This is a genomic window from Lysinibacillus sp. YS11, from assembly GCF_002896375.1.
In the GTDB taxonomy this organism is placed as follows: Bacteria; Bacillota; Bacilli; order Bacillales_A; family Planococcaceae; genus Lysinibacillus; species Lysinibacillus capsici.
In genome coordinates this window covers 1,591,072-1,613,338 of the sequence record NZ_CP026007.1, presented here as the reverse complement: position 1 = coordinate 1,613,338, position 22,267 = coordinate 1,591,072, and the positions used below count along the sequence as shown (strand labels likewise).

General features: G+C 38.2%; 20 protein-coding genes. 7 read left to right on the top strand and 13 right to left on the bottom strand.

Annotation, left to right across the window (positions count from 1 at the left end):
• The first annotated feature begins 83 nt into the window (after window positions 1-83).
• The gene (locus tag LBYS11_RS07635; protein ID WP_048390041.1) at window positions 84-737 is read left to right on the top strand and encodes a Yip1 family protein; all 654 of its coding nucleotides are present in this window, start codon (window positions 84-86) and stop codon (window positions 735-737) included.
• Window positions 738-777: 40 nt separating this feature from the next.
• Here LBYS11_RS07635 and LBYS11_RS07630 read toward each other — a convergent pair whose 3' ends face one another.
• From LBYS11_RS07630 to LBYS11_RS07595, 8 genes are all read right to left on the bottom strand, one after another.
• A complete protein-coding gene (locus LBYS11_RS07630) occupies window positions 778-2,526 on the bottom strand; it encodes a methyl-accepting chemotaxis protein (protein WP_054550794.1) in 1,749 nt (582 codons plus the stop codon).
• Between the two features lie 238 nt (window positions 2,527-2,764).
• A complete protein-coding gene (locus LBYS11_RS07625) occupies window positions 2,765-3,967 on the bottom strand; it encodes an NAD(P)-dependent malic enzyme (protein ID WP_103117773.1) in 1,203 nt (400 codons plus the stop codon).
• A 407-nt stretch (window positions 3,968-4,374) separates the two neighbouring features.
• Window positions 4,375-5,205, bottom strand: coding sequence for an MBL fold metallo-hydrolase (locus tag LBYS11_RS07620; RefSeq protein ID WP_048390035.1), 831 nt, complete (start codon window positions 5,203-5,205; stop codon window positions 4,375-4,377).
• A 54-nt stretch (window positions 5,206-5,259) separates the two neighbouring features.
• Window positions 5,260-5,814, bottom strand: coding sequence for a hypothetical protein (locus LBYS11_RS07615; protein WP_066037692.1), 555 nt, complete (start codon window positions 5,812-5,814; stop codon window positions 5,260-5,262).
• On the bottom strand, window positions 5,807-6,925 hold the full coding sequence (locus tag LBYS11_RS23525) for a hypothetical protein (protein ID WP_233732550.1): 1,119 nt from the start codon (window positions 6,923-6,925) through the stop codon (window positions 5,807-5,809). The genes LBYS11_RS07615 and LBYS11_RS23525 overlap by 8 nt, the downstream gene beginning before the upstream one ends.
• Window positions 6,926-6,952: 27 nt before the next feature.
• Complete coding sequence (locus tag LBYS11_RS07605) at window positions 6,953-7,333, bottom strand: sigma-70 family RNA polymerase sigma factor (RefSeq protein WP_103117772.1); 381 nt, start codon at window positions 7,331-7,333, stop codon at window positions 6,953-6,955.
• A 565-nt stretch (window positions 7,334-7,898) separates the two neighbouring features.
• A complete protein-coding gene (locus LBYS11_RS07600) occupies window positions 7,899-8,708 on the bottom strand; it encodes a sulfurtransferase (protein ID WP_103117771.1) in 810 nt (269 codons plus the stop codon).
• Between the two features lie 10 nt (window positions 8,709-8,718).
• Window positions 8,719-12,330: a dynamin family protein gene (locus LBYS11_RS07595; RefSeq protein ID WP_048390030.1), complete on the bottom strand. Its 3,612-nt coding sequence runs from the start codon at window positions 12,328-12,330 to the stop codon at window positions 8,719-8,721.
• Window positions 12,331-12,574: 244 nt separating this feature from the next.
• Here LBYS11_RS07595 and LBYS11_RS07590 point away from each other — a divergent pair, with 244 nt between their 5' ends.
• Window positions 12,575-12,997, top strand: coding sequence for a DUF4183 domain-containing protein (locus LBYS11_RS07590; protein WP_048390027.1), 423 nt, complete (start codon window positions 12,575-12,577; stop codon window positions 12,995-12,997).
• Window positions 12,998-13,021: 24 nt separating this feature from the next.
• Window positions 13,022-13,342, top strand: coding sequence for a DUF4183 domain-containing protein (locus tag LBYS11_RS07585; protein ID WP_048390025.1), 321 nt, complete (start codon window positions 13,022-13,024; stop codon window positions 13,340-13,342).
• A gap of 40 nt (window positions 13,343-13,382) precedes the next feature.
• Here LBYS11_RS07585 and LBYS11_RS07580 read toward each other — a convergent pair whose 3' ends face one another.
• Genes LBYS11_RS07580 through pcp form a run of 4 tightly spaced genes read right to left on the bottom strand, consistent with a single transcriptional unit; the run spans window position 13,383 to window position 16,277 of the window.
• Window positions 13,383-14,120: a 5-oxoprolinase subunit PxpA gene (locus LBYS11_RS07580; RefSeq protein ID WP_369823972.1), complete on the bottom strand. Its 738-nt coding sequence runs from the start codon at window positions 14,118-14,120 to the stop codon at window positions 13,383-13,385.
• Window positions 14,117-14,980: a 5-oxoprolinase subunit C family protein gene (locus LBYS11_RS07575; RefSeq protein WP_103117769.1), complete on the bottom strand. Its 864-nt coding sequence runs from the start codon at window positions 14,978-14,980 to the stop codon at window positions 14,117-14,119. Before LBYS11_RS07575 ends, LBYS11_RS07580 begins: the two co-directional genes overlap by 4 nt.
• Window positions 14,981-14,983: 3 nt before the next feature.
• Window positions 14,984-15,679 carry a 5-oxoprolinase subunit PxpB gene (gene pxpB, locus LBYS11_RS07570; RefSeq protein ID WP_103117768.1) on the bottom strand — a complete coding sequence of 232 codons (696 nt, stop codon included), beginning with the start codon at window positions 15,677-15,679 and terminating at the stop codon, window positions 14,984-14,986.
• Window positions 15,663-16,277, bottom strand: a complete 615-nt coding sequence (gene pcp, locus LBYS11_RS07565; RefSeq protein ID WP_103117767.1) for a pyroglutamyl-peptidase I — start codon at window positions 16,275-16,277, stop codon at window positions 15,663-15,665. The genes pxpB and pcp overlap by 17 nt, the downstream gene beginning before the upstream one ends.
• 622 nt (window positions 16,278-16,899) lie before the next feature.
• Between pcp and LBYS11_RS07560 the strand changes: the two genes are divergently transcribed.
• The 4 genes from LBYS11_RS07560 to LBYS11_RS07550 all read left to right on the top strand — a co-directional run bounded on the left by LBYS11_RS07560 (window position 16,900) and on the right by LBYS11_RS07550 (window position 19,963).
• On the top strand, window positions 16,900-17,358 hold the full coding sequence (locus LBYS11_RS07560; RefSeq protein ID WP_048390015.1) for a chemotaxis protein CheX: 459 nt from the start codon (window positions 16,900-16,902) through the stop codon (window positions 17,356-17,358).
• Window positions 17,359-17,676: 318 nt separating this feature from the next.
• On the top strand, window positions 17,677-17,799 hold the full coding sequence (locus LBYS11_RS23935; protein ID WP_009370491.1) for a hypothetical protein: 123 nt from the start codon (window positions 17,677-17,679) through the stop codon (window positions 17,797-17,799).
• Window positions 17,800-17,823: 24 nt separating this feature from the next.
• On the top strand, window positions 17,824-18,315 hold the full coding sequence (locus tag LBYS11_RS07555) for a cupredoxin domain-containing protein (RefSeq protein ID WP_004269330.1): 492 nt from the start codon (window positions 17,824-17,826) through the stop codon (window positions 18,313-18,315).
• Window positions 18,302-19,963 (top strand): b(o/a)3-type cytochrome-c oxidase subunit 1, encoded by a 1,662-nt coding sequence (locus LBYS11_RS07550; RefSeq protein WP_048390013.1) that lies wholly within the window; start codon window positions 18,302-18,304, stop codon window positions 19,961-19,963. The genes LBYS11_RS07555 and LBYS11_RS07550 overlap by 14 nt, the downstream gene beginning before the upstream one ends.
• Window positions 19,964-20,765: 802 nt before the next feature.
• Here LBYS11_RS07550 and LBYS11_RS07540 read toward each other — a convergent pair.
• Entirely contained in the window at window positions 20,766-22,262 is a 1,497-nt protein-coding gene (locus LBYS11_RS07540) for a carboxypeptidase M32 (RefSeq protein WP_103117765.1), read from the bottom strand.
• Window positions 22,263-22,267 lie beyond the last annotated feature (5 nt).

Sequence of the window (22,267 nt, the reverse complement as noted above, 5' to 3'; positions counted from 1 at the left end):
TTTTCCATGAAACTTTTCTTTACTTCACTCGTATATTAACTATATGTAACAAGCAATTATTCTATTATTTTGGAGGTAGTTTGATGGAAAACTTGAATGAGACATCAAAAGAAGAAAGGTCAAAACTAAATCCATTTTTATCGGTTTGGATGCATCCAAAGCAAACGACTCGTTATATGATTAATGAAAAATCTATCGGCTTTGCAATTTTGGTTTTGTCTATTGGTTATATTGGCTCCCTTATGTCTGGATTAATTGATTCAGAATTTCTTCCTGATTTTTCGCCATGGCTTTTAGTCCTATTATGTGTCATTTTTGCTCCTATCGCAGGTATGATTGGCACAGCTATTTCTGCACTCATCTCTTGGCTATTCGGGAAATTATTTAAAGGTACTGGGACTTACTCGGACTTATTTAAGGGGTTAAGCTTAACTGCAATCCCATATATCGTACTGATTCCACTTTATATTATTTGGTTAATGACTTCACCCGATTCATTATTGGATCCTAATTTTATGGGTTCATTACCGTGGATTTTTTGGCCAACTATTTTAGTAAGCATCATTGTGACGATTTGGTCATTTGTTATTTCTGTAGGTGTAGTCGCTGAAGCACATCAAATTTCAAACTGGATGGCTTTCTTCACCATCTTTATTCCAGCCATTATTATCTTCATCGTATTATTTGTTCTTTTCTTTGTCATACTCATCGGAATTATTGGTGTTGGCATGATGTAAAAACATCTCCCCTCTCATTTAAGAGAGTGGGAGATGTTTTTTATAGTTTGAATTGAGCAATGAGAGATTTCAATTGTAATGCTAATTCTGATAGTTGAGCAGACTTTCCAGCCATATTCTCCATTGAGCTACTTGTCTCTTCTGTCGTAGCTGTTGTTTGCTCGACCCCTGCAGCAGATTCCTCTGCCACCGCAGCAATTTCTTGAATAGAGTTATTCATTTTATGGCCATCTTCTGTAACTTTCGATAAATTCGTTGAAATTAATTGGACACTCTCCACTACATCATTAATGGAGTGGCTAATCGTGTTAAATGTTTCAGTAGTAGCTTTTATTTGATTCGTTCCCTCTTTTACTTCTTGGTAACCATCCTCTAAAGAGTTCGTGACAACATCAAAATCTTGCTGAATATTCGTGACGATGGATGTAATATCGTTTACTGAAAAGGCTACTTGTTCGGCAAGCTTACGTACTTCATCTGCCACTACAGCAAATCCTTTGCCATGCTCTCCCGCTCTTGCCGCTTCAATCGCAGCATTTAAAGCCAACAGGTTCGTTTGATCTGCAATATCCTTAATGACCACGACCAATTTAGAGATTTCCTGTGCTTGAGCATCTAATTTTTTCACTTTCTCAACGGCATTTTGCACGATGCTATCAATCTTTTCCATTTGAGAATTAGAGGATGTCATTAGCTGACTTCCTTCATTCGTTAATGTTAAAACTTCTACTGAAGATTGATGAATATGTGCACCATGCTGATTCGTTTCCTGTAAATCTGCTGTAAAGCGCTCCATTAATGAAGTTAATGCACTAGAATGGTGAGCTTGTCCCTCAGCACCCGATGCTAATTCATGCATCGTAATCGCAACTTGCTCCGCTCCCATATTGACTTCATTTGCTGAATGCGTTAGCTCTTTACTAGATGTATTAATTAAGTCTGATGCTTGGGCAATATTATGAATCATATCCTTCAACCTTATTTGCATTTGATTCATGGCGTTTGCCAGTTTTCCAATTTCATCTTTTGAACGTATAGCCATACTTTCTTGAGATAAATCTCCCTCTGCAAAACGCTCCATCGCTTGAGCCGCTTGGTTAATAGGCTTTGTCATACTACTCGCATATTGCCAAATGATCAATATCCCCACCATAATGGCCAAGCCAATTACTATAAGTGTTATCTTAAGAATACTTTGTGCTGGTTTATTGAAGTCCATTAAATAGGTGCTCGCACCAATGACCCAACCCCAATATGGATCTGTTTCTGCATAAACCCCTTTGTCCTCTAATTGACCTGAATTGGGTAACGGCCACGAATATGAAACAAATCCACCACCTTCATTCCCTTTAGCAATGATTTCTTGTATGTACTTAACGCCTTTATCATCCTCTTCATCCCAAACACTCGTACCCTCTATATTTGGATGGGCAACGGACATCCCTTTTTGGTCAACAACAAAAATATAACCATTGTCGCCAAGTTTAATGTCCTTATTAATCGGTCGCTTTCCTTCACTATCCTTTTCTCCTAAAATAGCAATCTTTACTTTTTCCTGAGCTTCCTCTAATGATAAATTGCCTGCTTCTACCTCTTGATTGAATTGCTCAATCATAGCAATCGTCATTTCGACACTATTTTTTAGATTTTCTTTCCCTACTGTTTCTAGGTTTGATTTACTTTGCTGATAGCTTATAAAACCTAAGATAAGTAACGGAATCATTAAAAGCAGCAATGAAAAAGCGATTAGCTTCGTTTTAATAGATCGAAATTGTACGATTGATGTCATTTTCCCTCATCACTTCTTTCAATTTTAAATGGACTTAAGACTTATTTTTTTAACCTAAATCTGTCATCAATAAGTATTTCTTCTCTTCAATCAACTATGTAAAACATTCCATTTTACTTAATCATTTTATTACATAAAACACCAAAAAACAACAAATTTCGAGCATATTTGATAAAAAACAGATAGAGAAAAAGCAATACACTTTTCCCTATCTGTTCTAATTCCCTATTCAATTTTATTAAACAGATAGTGCTGTACTTTGCTGGAATAGCTCAGATACGCCAGATTCTACAGCTGCCCCACTTACTGCGCGTGAGACGATTGCCACAACGCGTTCGTCCAAAGATTTAGGCACAATATATTCTTCCTTTAGTTCTTTATCACTCACAAGGGAGGCAATGGCTTCTACAGCAGCTAGCTTCATCGACTCATTAATATCCGTAGCACGCACATCTAAAGCTCCCCGGAAAATACCAGGGAATGCAAGAACATTATTAATTTGATTTGGATAATCTGAACGGCCAGTTCCCATAACACGTACCCCCCATACTTTGGCATTTTCATACGTGATCTCTGGATTTGGATTGGCTAAGGCAAAGACAACTGGATTTTCATTCATGGACGCAATATGTGCCTCTGTTAATAGATTGGCTACAGAAACTCCAATAAAGACATCTGCACCTGTTAGTGCATCCTCTAGTGTACCATGTTGCTTCTCTGGATTCGTCAAATGAGCAACCGCTTCTTTAATCGGATTCATCCCCTCTGTACGACCCTCATAAATAATACCCTTTGTATCGCACATATAAATATTCTTATAGCCCATTTGTACAAGTATACGTAAGATCGCAATGCCTGCAGCACCAGCACCGTTAATCACAACCTTCATCGTTGCAATATCCTTTTTCACAATACGATTGGCATTAATCATCGCTGCTCCTACAACAATCGCTGTTCCATGTTGATCATCATGAAAAACTGGAATATCACATTCTTGACGTAGGCGATCTTCAATTTCAAAGCATCTTGGTGCTGAAATATCCTCTAAGTTTACCGCACCAAATGTCGGGGCAAGCGCCTTCACAATGCTGACGATTTCATCCGTATTTTTTGTATCTAAGCATATTGGAAAAGCATCAACATTGGCAAAACGCTTTAGTAAAATCGCCTTCCCTTCCATTACAGGTAATGCCGCTTTCGGTCCGATATCTCCTAACCCTAAAACCGCTGTCCCATCCGACACAACAGCTACCATATTACCCTTCATTGTATAGTCGTACACAAGCGAAGGATTTTTCTCAATCTCCACACATGGCGCTGCTACCCCTGGTGAATAAGCCAAGCTAAGATCATAGGAATCTTGTACAGGTACCTTTGAGCTCACCTCTAATTTCCCGCTATAGTGTGCATGCATTTCTAAAGCCTTTTTCATTACGTCCATTCCATCCCATCCTTTTCCCTTTGATTTTTTTATTATATTTCAGAATCATAATACTTTGTGAAAATATAGTCAACGAATTTTCTGTCAATTTATTCTTAACTTCAATAATTCAATGTTTAATGACTTCCATTACATTTTTCTGTCAAATTAAACATTTCACAATCAATTATTTTAAGATAATTAATGCGATTATTAACACATTATAAAGTGTACACATAGAGCCATTTAGCCTGTTCAACTTTTCACATAGTATTTTTCTTATGTAAATGAGAATTTTTTCACAAACTTTTGTAAGCGCATCCATTGCCCTGATTGACTTCGTCACAATTTATTCACATTTTTTCACAAAGTTTTTTATTATACAGATCAAAGTATTTGTGAAATTCTTAACAAGATAAAAAAGAGCCCTATATAAAGGACTCTTCGGTAAAATGATTAATAAAGGCCGTGATGATATGCTTGGAAGACCATTGCTCTCCCGAAACTTTTGTAATCGGATAATCACGAGGAAAAATGGTTTTGGTGATTTCCTCAACAGAATAACCTTGCATAAATAATTGCTTCACTTTTCCTTGCATGTCTTCCAAATAAGCAATTTTTTCTTGTATTTTCGTTCGACCATCCACTATAAAGCCTGCATGACAGCAATAGACGACATCGAAATCATAGTTTACTATTTTCCTTAAAGACGCCAAGGTATGGACAATGTTTTCTTCATCAAGCACAACCTTTGTCTTTGGCTGGATAAACAAATCACCTGTAAACATAGCGCCTGTTTCCCGATTGTAAAAAGAAAGATGATCTGTAGTATGCCCAGGTGTTTCAATAACATCCCATGTTGCTGCGTTCGTTTGTAAGGTTTGACCAAATGGTTGGGCAACAAACGCGGGTCGTTCCCCCCACAATGCCTGACGATAGAGTGGATAGTCTCCATCTTCAGCACAAAGATTGACTGAATCACGATGAATATAAATAGGTACATTCTTATGATGTTGAATCCACGCTGCATTTCCTGCATGATCCTCATGTGAATGCGTTAATGCCAATTGCTCTATAGGTATACCCTTAAAAAAGGATTGAAATTCCTGCGATAGTGAGTAGGAACCTGTATCAATTAGTAACCCATCCACAAAAAAACTGTACACACTCATACCAACCCCCTGCACCGCAACTTTCCCATGCGCACATTGTACACCGCGATGATGCTGAATCTCGATACTTTTCTCCCGTTTAAACATCCTGCTCCCCCTTTGCCCCTTGTACAAAAAGTGTAGCATAAAATGAATGGTGAGTCATTTTTGTAAGTAGGTAACAACAAAGGATTTGTTTTTTACATGTTTACGAAGTGCTAACACATGAAGAAATAATCGTATATTTACAGCCAATAAAAGCAATGCGCCTAGGAACAATAATCCCATCTGCCAATCATTTGTAACATTCATTAACAGCGTCCAACTTATAATGACAGCAAAGGTAATCGCTATATATTTTTTCATCACTCTTGTAGTGGAACCCTGTATATCGTGTTTTTGTTCAATGCTTAATAAAATTTTTCCAAATTCCATTATGATCAGCAATTTAATTCCTTGAATTAAAACCGTACTCCAATAGAAGAGAAGATGTGAAGAAAAGAAAGTACTCATCAAGGCAAGAATCATAGCGCAAGCCATATATTTGCTGATAGGTGTTTTTTCTTTATAGAATGAAAGACTTTTTAAATAGGCCCCATAAACAAGGATATCTTGTAGAAGATTAGCGTATTTAAAAACATTTAAATAGATAAATTGAAAAAAGAGCGCCACTGCAAACCATTGTAAAAGTTTTACCTGTTGTTTAGATTCACTCATTGTTTTCACGCACCTTTTCTACCAAATTCGACGTAAAATACGCTTGTGAATATAATCTTTTAGTTAAATAACCATCCGGGCCACTAAAACCTATGGATGTATTGATATCTAAGGGGTCTTCCTTAAATTGAATAATCATCTCCAAGCGTTGACCTTTCGTCACTGAAAAAGGAAAATCACTTGCTGTGTAGCGCTGACCGTTTAATCGCCATTCTTTCAACAGTATTTTCTCCTCTAATGTAGCTGGAACATAAAATGCATCAAAAACTGCATCCTGCTGAAGGGTAAATGATATGATTTGTTCCGAATCATGTTGTGACTGACTATAGCTATTATTCATGATCTGATTTTCATCAATGAAGGTTTCCCTCGTAAAATGAATTGGGGCAGGTAATTTCACCCCGTCATTTAATACAAGATAAATAGTTTTACTTGCCATCACTTTTTTCATCGTGTTTAAATCAAACTGAAAAAAAGCTAATCGAATATTTTGATAGCGTAAATCTTGAGAAGTATCCAATGGATAATAAAAGCCATTGACTAGATTTGCTTGCTCTGTTTGATCATATACTATTGGTAATTGCACGTCTTCTGCCTGTAAATATTTCACATATCGATGGTCATCTTTGTTTGTAATATAGCGTACCTCTAAAGCATTCTGTAAGCTATCTGTAACTTCAATTGCAGCAGGTATCACTATCGGTTTTATGAATTGATGTTGTAAAAAAATCGTACTGTTACCGATCAGTAAAATCAAAATCATGGCAACACCAATCGTCTTTTTCTGATCAGCGCCAACTTTAAGCTTTTTCCTAGAGATGTATAGTATGATGCATACGCAAAAAATAGCCAAAATCCAGTACATTGGCGAAGATAAATGATCTAATTGTGACATTAACGCACTAGCCCGATCATTATCTACGTGTTGTTCCCCCACCATGAATGCCACAAATCCACCCGTTGCAAGTGTTACAGCAACAGTCAAGCCTTTAGGTACCCAGTGCAAAGGCTTATGCTGCTCTTTTGTTGCTTGTTCAATACCTTGTAGACTACGCTGATGTAACGATTCTGGAATGTCTATTTGATCCATCTGCTTTTTTAGATCGTTCACCCTGCCCCTCCTGTTCCAGTGCCTGCTTTAATTTTTTAATGCACGATACAAAATGGTTTTCGTCGTCCCTAATTTAAGCTGCAATACCTGAGCCACGTGAGACAATGTATAATCATGATAGAATCTCAACAAAATAATATCCTTTTCCTCCTTTGTGAGCTTTGTCATCACATCTTCCAACGCCCACCTCTCAGGAAGTTCTTCATGCGGTTCTTCACCTAGTTCTGACTCCAGCTCAAACTCGACGATCGGTTCACGCTTTTTTAGCAAATTTATTGCACAGTTTATGACAATCCTTATTAACCATGTTTTTAAATAGGATGAACTTTGAAGAGAATGTATGTATTTAAAGCTACGGTAAGCGACTTCCTGTACGACATCGAGTGCATCTACCTTTTGATCAAGTATAAAATTCTATCCCCTACTTTAAAAGGGGTATCCTTCACTTTTTCATTTTTATCCGTCACTTTGAACAGGTTATCCGCTACATTAAATTTTATCCGTCACTTTGAACGTTCTATCCTCCACTTTTTCATTCTTATCCGCCAATCTGAACAGGTTAGCCGCTACATTAAATTTTATCCGTCACTTTGAACGTTCTATCCTCCACTTTTTCTTTCTTATCCGCCAATCTGAACAGGTTAGCCGCTACATTAAATTTTATCCGTCACTTTGAACGTTCTATCCTCCACTTTTTCATTTTTATCCGTCACTTTGAACAGGTTATCCGCTACATTAAATTTTATCCGTCACTTTGAACGTTCTATCCTCCACTTTTTCTTTCTTATCCGCAACTTTGAACAGGTTATCCGCTACATTAGATTTTATCCGTCACTTTGAACGTTCTATCCTCCACTTTTTCTTCCGTATCCGCCAATCTGAAGAGGTTATCCGCTACATTAAATTCTAACCTCTACTTTACGCTCTATCCACCGCACTATAAAAAAACGCCCACCGAAGTGAGCGTTTCTTTTTATTCGTTTGTGCCTTTTTCCACGTCATATTCTGTAATCCAATCACTGAAGCTACCTACATATAATTGGATGTTGTCATAGCCTTCATCTGCTAATACGGCATAAAGTGGAGAGGCGGTTACGCCGCTGCCACAGTAAACCACAACCGGTTCATCAGCTGCAACTTTTTGACGTAATGCATCGTTTGCCTTTAGTTGACCATTTGACTTCAATTGCTCCCAGTCAAAGTTTTTCGCAGTTGGGATATGACCTGCTACTTTATCCAAAGGCTCTACTTCTCCTCGATACCTTTCAGCCGCGCGGGCATCGAGTAAAGTAGCTTTTACCTCTCCATCTACAATGGCTTTTACGGCTTGGCGTGGAGCATAAAGCTCATCTTTCCAATCAAACTCAATGATAGTTGGAGGATATTTAATAATATCCTTGGTAAAAGGAATTTTTGCCTCTAGCGCAGGGGCACCTCCGTTGACAATCACTACATTTGGGAAACCAGCATATGTTAGCATCCACCAGGCGCGTGGGGCAAATGGAGCTGCTCCTTGGTCATAAACTACAATCTGATCTTCATACCGTAATCCTAGTTCTTGAAAAACGGATGCCAATTTTTCTTTGCTTGGCATTGGATGACGACCTTCTTTGCTGTCCATATCCGATAACTGCTGTTCTAAATCAATATAGATAGCACCAGTAGCATGACCTTCCTCGAATGCTTTTTTGCCAGCCTCTTTGTCCTGAAGATCGAAACGAGCATCGATAAAACGGACGCCATCATACTGAATTTCATCCACTGATTTGAATACTTTTCCCATTAGAATCACCTCATGCGTATTGTAATTGTGCGTAAATCGCTTTCCAAGAAGCTAAACGACTCTCTTCTTGTAAGGCTAATCTTTCTGTGTCAATTTGTTCAAGCGCTTGATGATAAATATAGTAACGTAATTTTTCGGCTTCCTCTGCTATAAACGTAATCGCCCATGTCATGAGAGAAACTTTCTGTGCATCTAAATAGTCTTGTGCATCTGGCTTTGTTACAGCCTCTAGTGCCTCACTTAGCTTCACTTTTTCATTCTTTTCAAAGAAAGCTTTTTGATTGCGGAAATGAGATTTTACGCTAGCATATTTGGAAATATCCGCAAACGGTCCTTCAAAATCCAATAAATTTGGCTCAGAGGATTCAAAGGCTAGGAATGAGAAGCTTCGATTTAACTCTTTCAATTCGCGCACTTCATCTTTAAAACGTTGTTGCATCTTTTTGCTAATGAATTGCGATAAACGGAAGTTTGTTACACGCATTTCTTGAGTAAAATCAAAACGCAAGCTTTGCATCACTTCTTTTAATGCATGCTCCAACGCTTGCTGTGCGGGCATTGCAGCAAAGGTAGAAGGATTGTAGCCTTCCTTAAAGAACTCAGGGTAACGATAATAAACACGCTGAAGAACATAATAGAGTAGCTCATCAAGCTCCTGCTTTGTTTCACTCTCTAACATGCTCGTATTCAGCACACTGAACTTCGATTGAATATGTTGTTCAAGTGTTGCTAATTCCTCTAGTCGCTCATCTTTACGTTTTAAGTTTTCCTCTGTTTGGGCAATTAAATCCGCCAAACGTTGCTCTGTTTTATCAACTTCCTCTGCAAGAGCTTGAACGGCTAATGCACTCAATTCATCATTTAAGAATGTATGGAAGTCTTTTTCAAATGGTGGCATACCTGATGTTAAATCGGCACCTTCTACCTTTTCCTTCAACGCTAAAAGACTAGATACCCCATATAGTCTTGGGAAGCGAATGCCAAAGCGTTGTAACTCTGAGCGTACATAGCCTTTTACATCTTCCTGTTCCTCACCCGTTGTTGCCAAATCAATTGCATTGACAATAAAGAACATTTTATCTAGCTCAAATGCATCCTTCACACGACCAAGTTGAATTAAAAACTCTCGGTCAGCTTTGGCAAAGGCATGATTATAGTACGTAATAAATAGGATGGCATCAGCATTACGAATATATTCAAATGCTACGCCTGTATGGCGGGCATTAATAGAGTCCGCTCCTGGCGTGTCAACAAGTGTCACGCCCATACGTGTTAATGGACTATCATAATAGAAGTCGATATTATCAACAAAGCAAGATTTATTTTCTTGTGCTACAAATTTTTCAAACTCTTCACGGTCTACGCGGAGGATAGAACCAAACTCAGACTTAAAGGTTGGATAGCCTTCTTTATAGGCACGAATAAATGATTTATGAACATTTAAGCGTTCGTCCGTTAACTGCACTGCAAGCCCTTCATCAGCACGATTATAGGCTTCCTCCAATGTCGATACAGACAAACCAATCGCCGCATAGGAGCCTTGAATATCCTCTAGCATTTGTTCCGCAGTTTTAAGCTGTACATCCGCTGTTTCATGTGGGTGTTCAGGTGTAACTGGACGAATTTTATTGATGGCCGCAGTTGTTGGGTTTGGTGATACAGGTAACACCTTGGCTCCCATTAAAGCGTTTGAGAAGGAAGATTTCCCAGCACTAAATGCGCCAAACAATGCAATGGTAAAATCCTTTTTCTGTAGTCGTTCTACTTTATTTTCAAGGTATTGGGCTACTTCAGCAAAGCCTTGCACCTCTTTGACTGCATTGGCAGTATGGAGTGCACGATTAATCACACCATCGATTGGTAGAGTCGTTGCACTAGTAGCTTGCTGAGCTTCCTCTTGTTGGATGATTTGCTCTTTTGGCTGCAACATGGACTCGTCAAATAGACGAATTTCTGCTAAATCTTGCTTAAATGATTGTTCCCAATTTGTAAGCTGTTGATTGGCAACTTTACGAATTTCATTGCTCGCTTGATGCATAGTGCTTGCACTATATTGCTGATAGCCTTCAATTTCAAGGACCGCATTAATGGCATCTACTTTGTCCTGCATACCCGCCATTTTTAATTTTGATGGTGCGGCAGTTTCTGTTGCTACAGCTTCAAGAGTTGTCGCTTGCGCATTTTTCCAGCTATCTGTCTCCTGAATGAAATAGCGCTTTGTTGCTTCTGCGATACGGTTAGCGAAGTTTAACACAGCATCACCTGTTAAAATAGCGCCTGTTTGAACTTGCTGCTCAATCAATGAAAAAGGTAAGTCAAATACATAGGCATCAATAGCAGCGGCACGTTCCTCATTTAATGCACCAACGTCCTTCAATGCCTTTTTCATAAGACCTTTTAAATGCCCCGTGATTTGTGCATGGACCACATTTTGATAGGCACTATACGCATTTTCTTTACGTCTGTTTCGCTCTTCCTCTGTTTTTTTCTTTGCAGTAAAGAGCCCTCCAACTTTAAAGCCTTCCTGCATGCTTTCTAAATAAAGGCGTAAGTGATCGCGTAAATCAGCTGGCATAATTGCAGCATTCGCGAGCAACTCCTTACGTTGCTCCTCAAACGTTTCGTTCCAAGCTTCTACTGAAAATAATTCAACCTGACGATTTAATTTATTGTATTGCTCTAAAATATCTTGATGGTGTGCCCAGTCATCCGCACTTAAAATTTCTTCATCAATTGCTAAACGATCCTGTCTTTCTTCCATTAAATAATTGTCATGCTCGCTTTGCAATAAACGCAATGTATTCGTAGCTGTTTGCACAAGCTGCTCCTGCCAGTCATTCATACTGTCCATCACGATTTTCTTTACTGCCTCAAAATCATTATGTGGATGCTCTGGCTCTCTTAATGATGTAAAGAAAACACCCTTCGGTACAACACCCCATGCTGCAAAGGACTGATGAACAGTTGCTTTAAATTCTTCGAAGCTCAATTCATTATCCTTATGCTTATCAATCATATTGACAATTAAATAAACATTTGGATTATATTTCATTAATTGCTTTGTGAATTGGAAATTTAATTCCGACTGCACATGGTTGTAGTCCATTGTATAAAATACGATATCGGCAATATGTAATGCTGATTCCGTTGACATGCGATGTGCATCATCTGTGGAGTCTACCCCTGGCGTATCCATTACAGTAACACCTAGTGGTAGTGTAGAGGCACTGTGTCCAATCTCAATCTGTGACACTAAATCCCCATTTTTACTTAGCTCTTTTACTGTTTTAAAATCATAGCCAGCCTCAAATTTTACGGGCTTTTCATTGTGCATATAAACAATTGCATAGTCTTCCTCTGATTTATGAACTTTGACGATGTTCGCACTTGTTGGAATTGGACTAGATGCTAGTAGATTTTCACCAGACAGCGCATTAATCATACTTGACTTCCCTGCAGAGAAATGGCCTGCAAAGCCAATCACATACTCTTTTTGCTGAATTTTTCGAGCAAAAAGTGATGTTTTATCCATGCGCTCTGTATCACCATTATGCTGATAAATTATGTATTGCAAAGAGGCTTGCTTTAATAGCCCCTCCAATTGTTGTTCAAAATCTTTCATGAAACCAGTAACCCCTTTTTCATTAATTATTCATAATTAGTATTCTACCTTATTCAACTAGCAAAGTATAACACTAATTTAAAGCATATATGCCAACGTTTCCATCCTTACAAAAACATGTTTATACAAAAAATCTATGCCAAATGATAGATGGTCAACTAGTTCTTTTTATATTTACTTCATATTTTATAGTAAGCATATTCGGGGCAAAGTTATATTTTTTATGAAGGGAGTGTGATGCCATATGATAAATCCTAAGTCTCATCAAATCATTGAAAAATATTGTTCATGTAACTGTGAGGATCGATTTATCTGGCCCCGTATAAAAGCAACAAACGGAATACCCATGGATCCTCCTGAAATAGTCCCTGAAGGTATGATTATACCAACGATCCAACGATATTTTTATATCGTTACAGCTGATCTTGATCTATCGAATGGGGCAACTCTTCCAGCCGATCTCTTTTGGAATGATGAAGCAAATTCCGTTACTGAGTTTACAATTTTTTCACCTAATGGTTACGTTAACCTTTATATTAATGCAGTAATGCAGGAAGGCGGTATTTATACGGTAACCCCAGCCTCCCTGACAATCGTACCTTATAATGCGACATTGTATAGAGGAACACCCATTATTATTGAATCGCTAGGCTTTACAACGAAATAAAGGAAATGAAAGGAGGTGAATTGGGTGGCACTTTCCATTATTAATATTCACGTCAATGTTACAGGTAGTTCTACAAGGTTTTTTAACGTCTTAGCTGCACCCCTTGTCATTGCAGATGGCACGACAGTCGCTGCAACAACGTTTTTAAATGATAGCGGTACAGCCGCAACAGCATTCCCAGAAGTCGCAAATGGTTACTATAACTTATATATCAATGGTGTTCTTCAGGAGGGTGGTGCCTATACAGTTTCTACAACTGAAATAACGTTCAATACTGTCACAGGTACACTTTCTGCTGGTACGCCAATTGTGCTAGAAGCTGTGGAGCTAGTGACAACAATCTAAATAAAATGGATGCCTTATTTAGGGCATCCATTCTTACATTTTATTGTAATTGCTTTCTAAGACCTGCAATTTTTTTCGCATAGTCTAGCGCATGTGGGCCATCTCCATGTATACATAAGGTTTGGACTGCCACTTTAATTTTTTTGGACTGGACCGACATCACTTCATTCGCAGTCAAAATTCCTTTTACATGCACTAGCATTTCCTCTTCCGATTGTATGAAGGCATTTGGCACCTGTCTGTTCACTAATGTGCCATCTTCGTTATAGCGTCGATCCGAAAAAACCTCCTCATATACTTGAAGCCCTTGGTCTCTAGCAATCTCTACGATGAGGCTACCAGATAAGCCATATAAAATAAGCTGCGGATTAAGATCATACACTGCATTGACTACAGCTAACGCTTTTTCACGATCATTCGCGCATTGATTATAGAGTGCGCCATGTGGTTTAACATGATGAAGCATACCATTTTCAATCTGTACAAATGCTTGTAAGGCACCAATTTGATAAACCATCATATCGTAAATTTCAGCTGGGCTACATTCCATGTTACGGCGACCAAATCCCTCTCGATCGGGATAGCCTGGATGTGCACCAATGTGAACGTTTTTACGAATGGCGCTGCGTACAATTTGATGCATAATTGAATGATGACCCGCATGATAACCGCATGCAATGTTGATGGAAGTTACATAGTCTAATAGTTCTTCGTCCTTACCCGCGATAAAAGCATCATAGCTTTCACCCAGATCACAATTGATATCAATTGACATCATGGTTCCTCCAGTACAAAGTGAATTGTGTTAAACATACGCATTTGCGCTACTTTATGTAAATCTTCTTCATGAACTGTTGCAATAATAGGATAGCCTCCTACTGTTTGAGCATCAGCCATTAGGATAATGGGATTACCACTTTGAGGCACTTGGATTGTTCCGAACTGTGTAGCTTCTGATAGAATATCCTTCATCTCCTGAAATTGTAAGGTAGGTCCTTTGATGTAGTAGCCCATACGATTGCCGCCGATAAATTGAAAAGGATCTTGTAAAAATTGTCGCTGACTCTCCTCAGCAAATAAATGGAAATGCGGCCCTTTAAACAGTCGAACCGTAATCGAACTGTCAAAACCTGGACGATAGGGTGCATATAGCCCTCTATTATATTTTAAAGATGCTGATACCTGCCCATATAAAATACTTCCTTTTGTAATGCATGTTCCCAAATTTCCAAGTGGAAGGTAGGATTGGCTACCAAGCTCATCATTTGTACGAAAACCTCCTAATGGAGTTAAGTAAACAATAGAGCCCTGATGGACACCCTTGATAGATAATCTATCTCCCCTCGTTAAATGGAAAGTTTTCCACATTTCGATTGGTACATGATTAACCAAGCATGTACTATGCCCCCCTGTTAATACATAAACACCATCAGCAAGCGCCTCAAATTCAAAACCACCCACAAACATTTCAAAAGACGTTTGATCATGGTGATGCTGTAAGATTCTTTGAGCTGCTTGATATGAACGGTAATCCATTGGTCCAGATAGCGGAATACCAAATGCCCGATAGCCGAACCTTCCTTTGTCTTGTAAGCTACCATACACCCCTAGTTTTGTTACGAGCAGAAGTGGCTCCAATTGCTACACTCCTTTGCTTTTTACTTCCCAAAATTGCTGTTTGGTTATTTCATAAAATTGAACTTCATCACCAAGTTCAAATAAAAATGGCTCTTTGCCATGAACATGAAATAAATCCAAAGGTGTTTTCCCTATAATATTCCAGCCTCCAGGTGAATCAACAGGATAGATGCCTGTTTGTCCACCACCAACCCCAACTGAACTCGCTGATACAGATGCCCTTGGTTTCTGTAAGCGGGGCACAAATAATTTAGCATCAAGCTCACCTAAGTAAGGAAAGCCTGGTAAAAAGCCGATTAAATAAACATAATAGCTTTTGGACATATGCAAAGTTTTAATATCCTCAAAAGGTAAACCTGTGAAATCCATGACACGCTTTTGATCTAAAGCAAATTCCTCATCATAGCAGACGGGTATTTTTAAAAGTCGATTCGTTCCTTTATTAATTGTTGTGGAGGCTTGCATCTCAAGCCACTGCGACCTTAAACGTTCAATATCTATTTTTTGTTTAATATAAGCTGTTACTGTATGGTAGCTTGCAACACTTTCAATTAGGTGATGCTGTAGCTGCTGTTTCAGAAACCGATTAAACGCTTGGACCGCGTGAAAGTTTGAGTGGGAAATTTCCTCTTTGAATGCAAAACGAATAGTATGTTGACTAATCCACATTGAATGCGGAAAATCAATGATTGGTTGCACGTGCCGTCTCCTCAATACAAAGCTGTACCGCAGCTACTAAATCTCTAATACTCCAGCCGGGAATTTTGCCATGTTGGATTGCCAGCTCAAATGATGCTGGAATATGAATAAAGCCAGCACGAACCCCTTCATGTTGCTGTGCATAAGCAAGCCCCTCATACATAATGTTATTACATAAGTATGTACCCGCTGTATTAGAGATTTCCGCTGGATATCCTTCTGCCTGCAAACGATTTACCATACTGCGAATTGGTAAGTTTGTTAGATAAGCATCTGCCCCCTCCTCATGGATACGCTCATCAACTGGTGTATAGCCATTATTATCAGGCTCTCCGTCTTTCACATTAATAGCAATGCGCTCTGGTGTTACTTTAAAACGTCCTCCAGCCAATCCTAATGAAATAATGATTTGTGGTTTCACTTCTTCTATATGTTGTTTTAATTGCTCCGCTGATTGCTGAAAATCTACAGATAGAATTCGTCCGACGATATCATAGCAATCTATTTTCTTTCCGTTTAATTCTTCCACAATTTGCATCGTTGGATTTATTTTATAATCAAGAAATGGCTCAAACCCTGTTACTAATATTTTTGTCATATTTGTCACCTGATTTCTTTAAATAACCTTAAAGGTTTGCTTCATTTTACAATAGATTTCTGAAAAAACAAATATTTCCTGCGAACAAAAACATGTAAAAAAGAGGAGATTCTTTCCCTACACTATTGGTAATATGGAAGAAAATTTTGTAGCCTAATTAATTGAAGCGGAGACAGCGTCATTCCTAGGAGATTAGTGTTACTGATCAGATTCTAGAGGGTAAGTTAAAATGGACACTGGCGTAACAGGAATCACCTCTCGCCTTGCTAAAGCCCTTTTCTGCACGTGCTATTTTCTTTTTTAACAACATGAAAAAGAGTATGAAGCATAGCAGCTTCATACCCTTTTGTTTAGCTCTTATTTCAAATGTGCAGTTGCCTGGTTCATGACGTATTTTCCAACTCCAATATAGATCACTACAGCTGCTCCAATCAATACGAATGTCATTGCGAACCGCTCCTTCTTAGTTATTTTTCGTTAAGTTTTCAGACGTTTACATTGAATTTGAAAATCATTCTCATTAATATATTATAAATTTCATGTGAATTCGTCAAGACATACTTTCATCTTACCCTTTTTACATGGTAAGATGTAGAAAAGTCGGAAAAAGGATGCGGTAATGATGAGTAATTCGAAGTACTTTCAAACTATTTTAAACGGGACAATTCACGCTTTAAAAACCATTCTTCCTATGGATATAGAAGTAAAGTCGCCTAGTATTATTTCTGAACCCTTTCAACAACAACAAATGGGCGTATTAATTGGCTTAATCGGAGATTTAAAGGGACGCGTCATCATTGACTCCTCTCCCGAAGTGTTCAGCGGGATCGGTAGTACCATGTTCGGTATGCCGCTTGAAGGAGAAATGCTAGAATCCTTTACAGGGGAATTTGGTAACATGATTGCAGGAAATTTATGTACAGCTGTTGGGCAAGAAAGCTTAGAAATTGATATCACTCCGCCAACGGTGATGGTGGGCAATACAAAATTATATGGCTTTGAAAAGGCATTTGCTCTCCCAGTTTCGGTCCCAAGCGTCGGTGCCCTAACAGTTCTATTAACGATTGAGGAAGAAGAATAGAAAACAAGATTTGAGGAATGTTCCAAATAAGACATTGTATGCTCAAACAGACAGCACACATGCAAAAGATTTATCATTTGCACAAAAAAGAATGTACTTTCCTACCAATCTCTTATTTTTACTAAAATTAAGCAAAATATAGTACGGTGACAAGCTATCTCAATGACTTTTGAGATAGCTTGTTTTTTTTTCTTCGTAATTCTTCACACTTTTTTCACATAATTCCTCTAGAAGTGTGATTTTTTTCACATCAAAATGCAGGGGATTTTTATATGATGACTGTAAGAAACAACAATAAAAAGCGTAGGAGGAGCAAAAATGGCAAATAAAAAGAAGTCAGATGAAAATTTAAAAGGTTCACTCTATGCAGTTTTTGGAGTAGGTATTATCATCATTTTACTTTGGGTGTACTGCTTCGATTTGTTCATTGGACGGTTTTAATCTACGAAGAAGGGACAGAAATATATGCACATACATAAGTATGAGAAATACTGGCTTGTGTTTGGAGTTACCACTTTAGTGGCATTCCTGATCATTCTCGGTATCGGAGCATTTCATCAAGGCTCCCATCCAAACAATGGTAAAAAAACACTAGATTACGAGAAAGTGAAAGAGACAGCGCCTTTTGATAATCCAGGTGTCCATAAGGTTGAAGGTAAAGATTGGGATTACGAAGTGGTAGTAGTTGCTTCTGCATTCAATTATAATCCTCCACAAATTGAGGTTCCACTTGGTGCAAAAGTGAAATTTATCGCGACAAGCGAGGATGTTATGCATGGTTTTGAGGTTGCAGGTACGAATATCAATATGATGCTTGAGCCTGGCTATATTTCGGAATATGTGACAGAAGTCAATAAGGTTGGCGAGTTTTTAATCGTATGTAATGAGTATTGTGGTACAGGACATACGATGATGCACTCTATGCTAAAGGTGGTGGATTCAAATGAGTCACACTAATTCAATGACAAAAGTGGATCGTCGAGATGCAAAGCTAGCAATGGCACATATTTACGTGGCATTTATCGCATTGTTATTAGGTGGTCTTGCAGGTTTATTACAGGTTTTTGTACGTTCTGGTCAATTTACATTACCAGCAGGCATTGGTTATTATCAAGTATTAACAGTTCATGGTGTCTTACTCGGTCTTATATTAACTACATTCTTTATTTACGGCTTCCAAATTGCAAGTGTAAGTCGAACATCTGGTACATTCACTGATACTCAGAGAAGACTTGGCTGGATTGGTTTCTGGTTAATGACGATCGGTACAGCTGCTGCCGCAACGATGGTTTTATTGAATAAAGCAACTGTTCTTTATACCTTCTATGCACCATTAAAGGCACATTGGATTTTCTATTTAGGTCTTACATTAGTCGTAGTTGGTTCTTGGGTTGGCGGCGCAGGTCAAATTTTACGTTATGTCCAATGGCGCAAAGAAAATAAAGCGAGTGGACAACGCAGCCCGTTACTATCATTTATGGTAGTTGTTAATAATTTAATGTGGTTCGTGGCAACGCTTGGTGTTGCAGCTTCTGTTTTAATTCAATTATTACCATGGTCTTTAGGTTTAATTGAACGTGTCGATGTGGCATTATCGCGTACCCTTTTCTGGTATTTTGGTCATGCACTTGTATACTTCTGGTTATTACCTGCCTATATGGTTTGGTACGTGATTATTCCAAAAGTAATTGGTGGAAAAATTTTCTCCGATTCTTTAGCAAGACTTTCATTTATGCTATTCTTACTCTTCTCTATTCCTGTTGGGATTCACCATCAGTTAACAGAGCCTGGTATTGATGGTACATGGAAGTTCATTCAAGTTGTTTTAACATTTGCTGTTATCGTACCTTCTCTCATGACAGCCTTCTCGATGTTTGCCATGTTCGAGTTACGCGGACGTGAATTAGGTGGCAAAGGACTATTTGGTTGGTTTAAAAAATTACCTTGGAAGGATGCTCGTTTCTTCGTACCATTTATCGGTATGGTGTCATTTATTCCAGGGGGTGCAGGCGGTATTGTCAATGCCTCTTATCAAATGAACCAATTAATTCATAATACCATTTGGGTTACAGGGCATTTCCATTTAACGATTGCAACAGCTGTTGTTTTAACTTACTTCGGTGCGGCATTCTGGTTAATTCCACATTTAACAGGTCGTACACTTTCGAAGTCTTTAAATAATCTTAGTAATTTCGCTGGTATCTTATGGGCTACTGGTATGACGATTATGTCTTCTGCAATGCATATTGCTGGTCTAATTGGTGCGCCTCGTCGCTCAGATTACTCAGAATATGGTGGCGCTCAGCAGGCTTACGATTGGATTCCTTATCAAATCGCGCAAGCTGTGGGTGGAACAATCCTCTTTATCGCCATCCTAGTGATCATTTATATCGTCGTGAAATTAGCTTGGTTCGCACCTAAAGGTGACGAAGAATTCCCTGTAGGTGATGTACATGAGCTTAGCGGTCCAACACCAGCTATTTTAGAAAACTTTAAAATATGGCTTGTTATTTTAGTAGCCTTAATTTTATTCGCTTACACAGTACCAATTATCGATATTATTTCAAACTCACCAGCCGGCTCTAAAGGCTATCAATTGTGGTAAGCATCCAAACGCATCTTCCTATAAAAAAGCGATTTCTCTGTAACGAGAAATCGCTTTTTTCACTTTATAATCAAAGCTTGCTCTTATTGAATGGCATCGATTAAATTTTTAAAGTTCGATAATTTTTGAAACTCTTGTTTTACAAAGCACCTCGTTAACTCAATTAGTAATACATTATTTAACCAACGTTTGAAGACTTATTAACACGGGGGGCATACACAATTAGTGGAATAAGCAAAATTACTGCACCAATTTTTTTATTCCCCTTTTGTAATAGTAAAAGAGTAGTAAGAAAAATAATGGATAAATAATAAAAGTAATTATTAATACACCATCAACTACTTGATACAATTTTCCTGTAAATGCACTTATGAATGGGATTGAAATCCATTCTAGTACGCAAAATGCAATAACCAATATCCACAACCATTTAAGTGTCACCATAATCACCCCTAAATTTTTAATTGGTCAAAAAGTAAAAACTATATACGGTTCATCATACATAAGCTACACAAATAAATATTTACTCAACAATCTGGCCAGATTGTTTAACACAATAGTTCAATTTAAAAATGACTCTTTATAATGTTGAACATTATATAAAAAATATTGATGTAACATGAAATGTAGCTTACTTTAAATCTTGACTTGTAATTTTAGTAGCCTTATTTATATTAGCTTACACAATTCCAATCTTCGAAATTATTTCAAATTCACCAGCGGGCTCAAAGGCTTTAAGCTTTGGTAAGAATATTTTCAAAGCAACAAGCGATTTCTCATTAGTAGAGAAATCGCTTGTTTTTTATAACTGATATAGCTTTGTATATTTTTCTTGTAAGTAGTCTGCCAGATACTTGGCATTTAAGCCTTCCCCTGTCGCTTCTTTCAGCAATTCAAATGGCTTTTTCAATGCTCCATATTGATGAACTTTTTCAGTTAGCCACTCTCGAATTGGCAGTAGCTCTCCCTTTTCTAGTAATTCATCAAAATTAGGAATATCCTTGTCCATTGCATGCTTCCACTGTGCTGCATAAATCATCCCCAATGCATAGGATGGGAAATAGCCAAACATACCGCCTGACCAATGCATGTCTTGTAGCACTCCTTGTGCATCTGTCTCAGGACGAATACCTAAATATTCCTCATATTTATCATTCCATACCTGTGGTAGATCCTTCGCCTGTAAATCCCCATTGAACAGGTCACGTTCAATTTCATAGCGAATCATGATATGTAATGGATATGTTAGTTCATCTGCTTCAATGCGAATCAATGATGGTTCTACCATATTAATGGCAAGTAAAAAATCGGCTAACGCTACATCACCAAATTGAGCTGGTGAAAAATGCTGAAGACGACCGTAGTTATGCTCCCAGAACTTTTCATTTCTGCCGACAAAGTTTTCATAAAATAATGATTGTGATTCATGAATCCCCATCGATGTACCAGTCGCTAATGGCAGTCCTGCAAGCTTCTCATCAATATTTTGTTCATACATCGCATGACCACATTCATGAATTGTGCCAAAAATAGCTGAACGGAAATCATTTTCATCATATTTCGTCGTAATACGCGCGTCACCATAGTTTAAGCCAATCATGAATGGATGGACACTTTCATCCAAGCGACCAGCATCGAAGTCATAGCCGAGCTGAGCAAGCAATTCTAACGATAATTCACGCTGTGCCTCACGCGGGAAATGCTTAAATAACATGGTAGTATCGGGTTTATTCGATGAATGAGCAATTTTTTGAACAAGCGTCACAATAGACTCTCGTAATTCACCAAATACTTGATCTACGACATCTGTTGTCATATCTGGCTCATATAAATCTAGTAATGTATTGTATGGAGATCCATTTTTAATGCCCCAATATTGAATGAATTTTTTCTGCCATTGTATGATTTCTTCTAGGTATGGTAGGAATAGAGCAAAATTATTCTTCGCCTTCGCTTCTTCCCAAGCCGTTTCTGCCTTCGATTGAAGAATGACGAATTCTTTATATTCATTCGCAGGGATTTTTTTATTTTGATCGTAATTCTTTCTTACTTCTTCTACTAAACGTAGTGTTACATAGTCAAGATCAGCTTTTTGTGCCTCTAATGCTGCTAGAAGCTCTCCTAGTTCCTCACTCGTCTGCATATCAAATAAGGAGGCTGATAATGTACCAATTACCTCAGAACGTTGTGCTAACCCCTTTTTCGGTGCACCCGTCCGCATATCCCAATAAATCACATTGAGCGCTTCCTCATAATGCTGCATTTTCTTCACATAGTCTGTAAATTGTTGAACAGTCATGCATT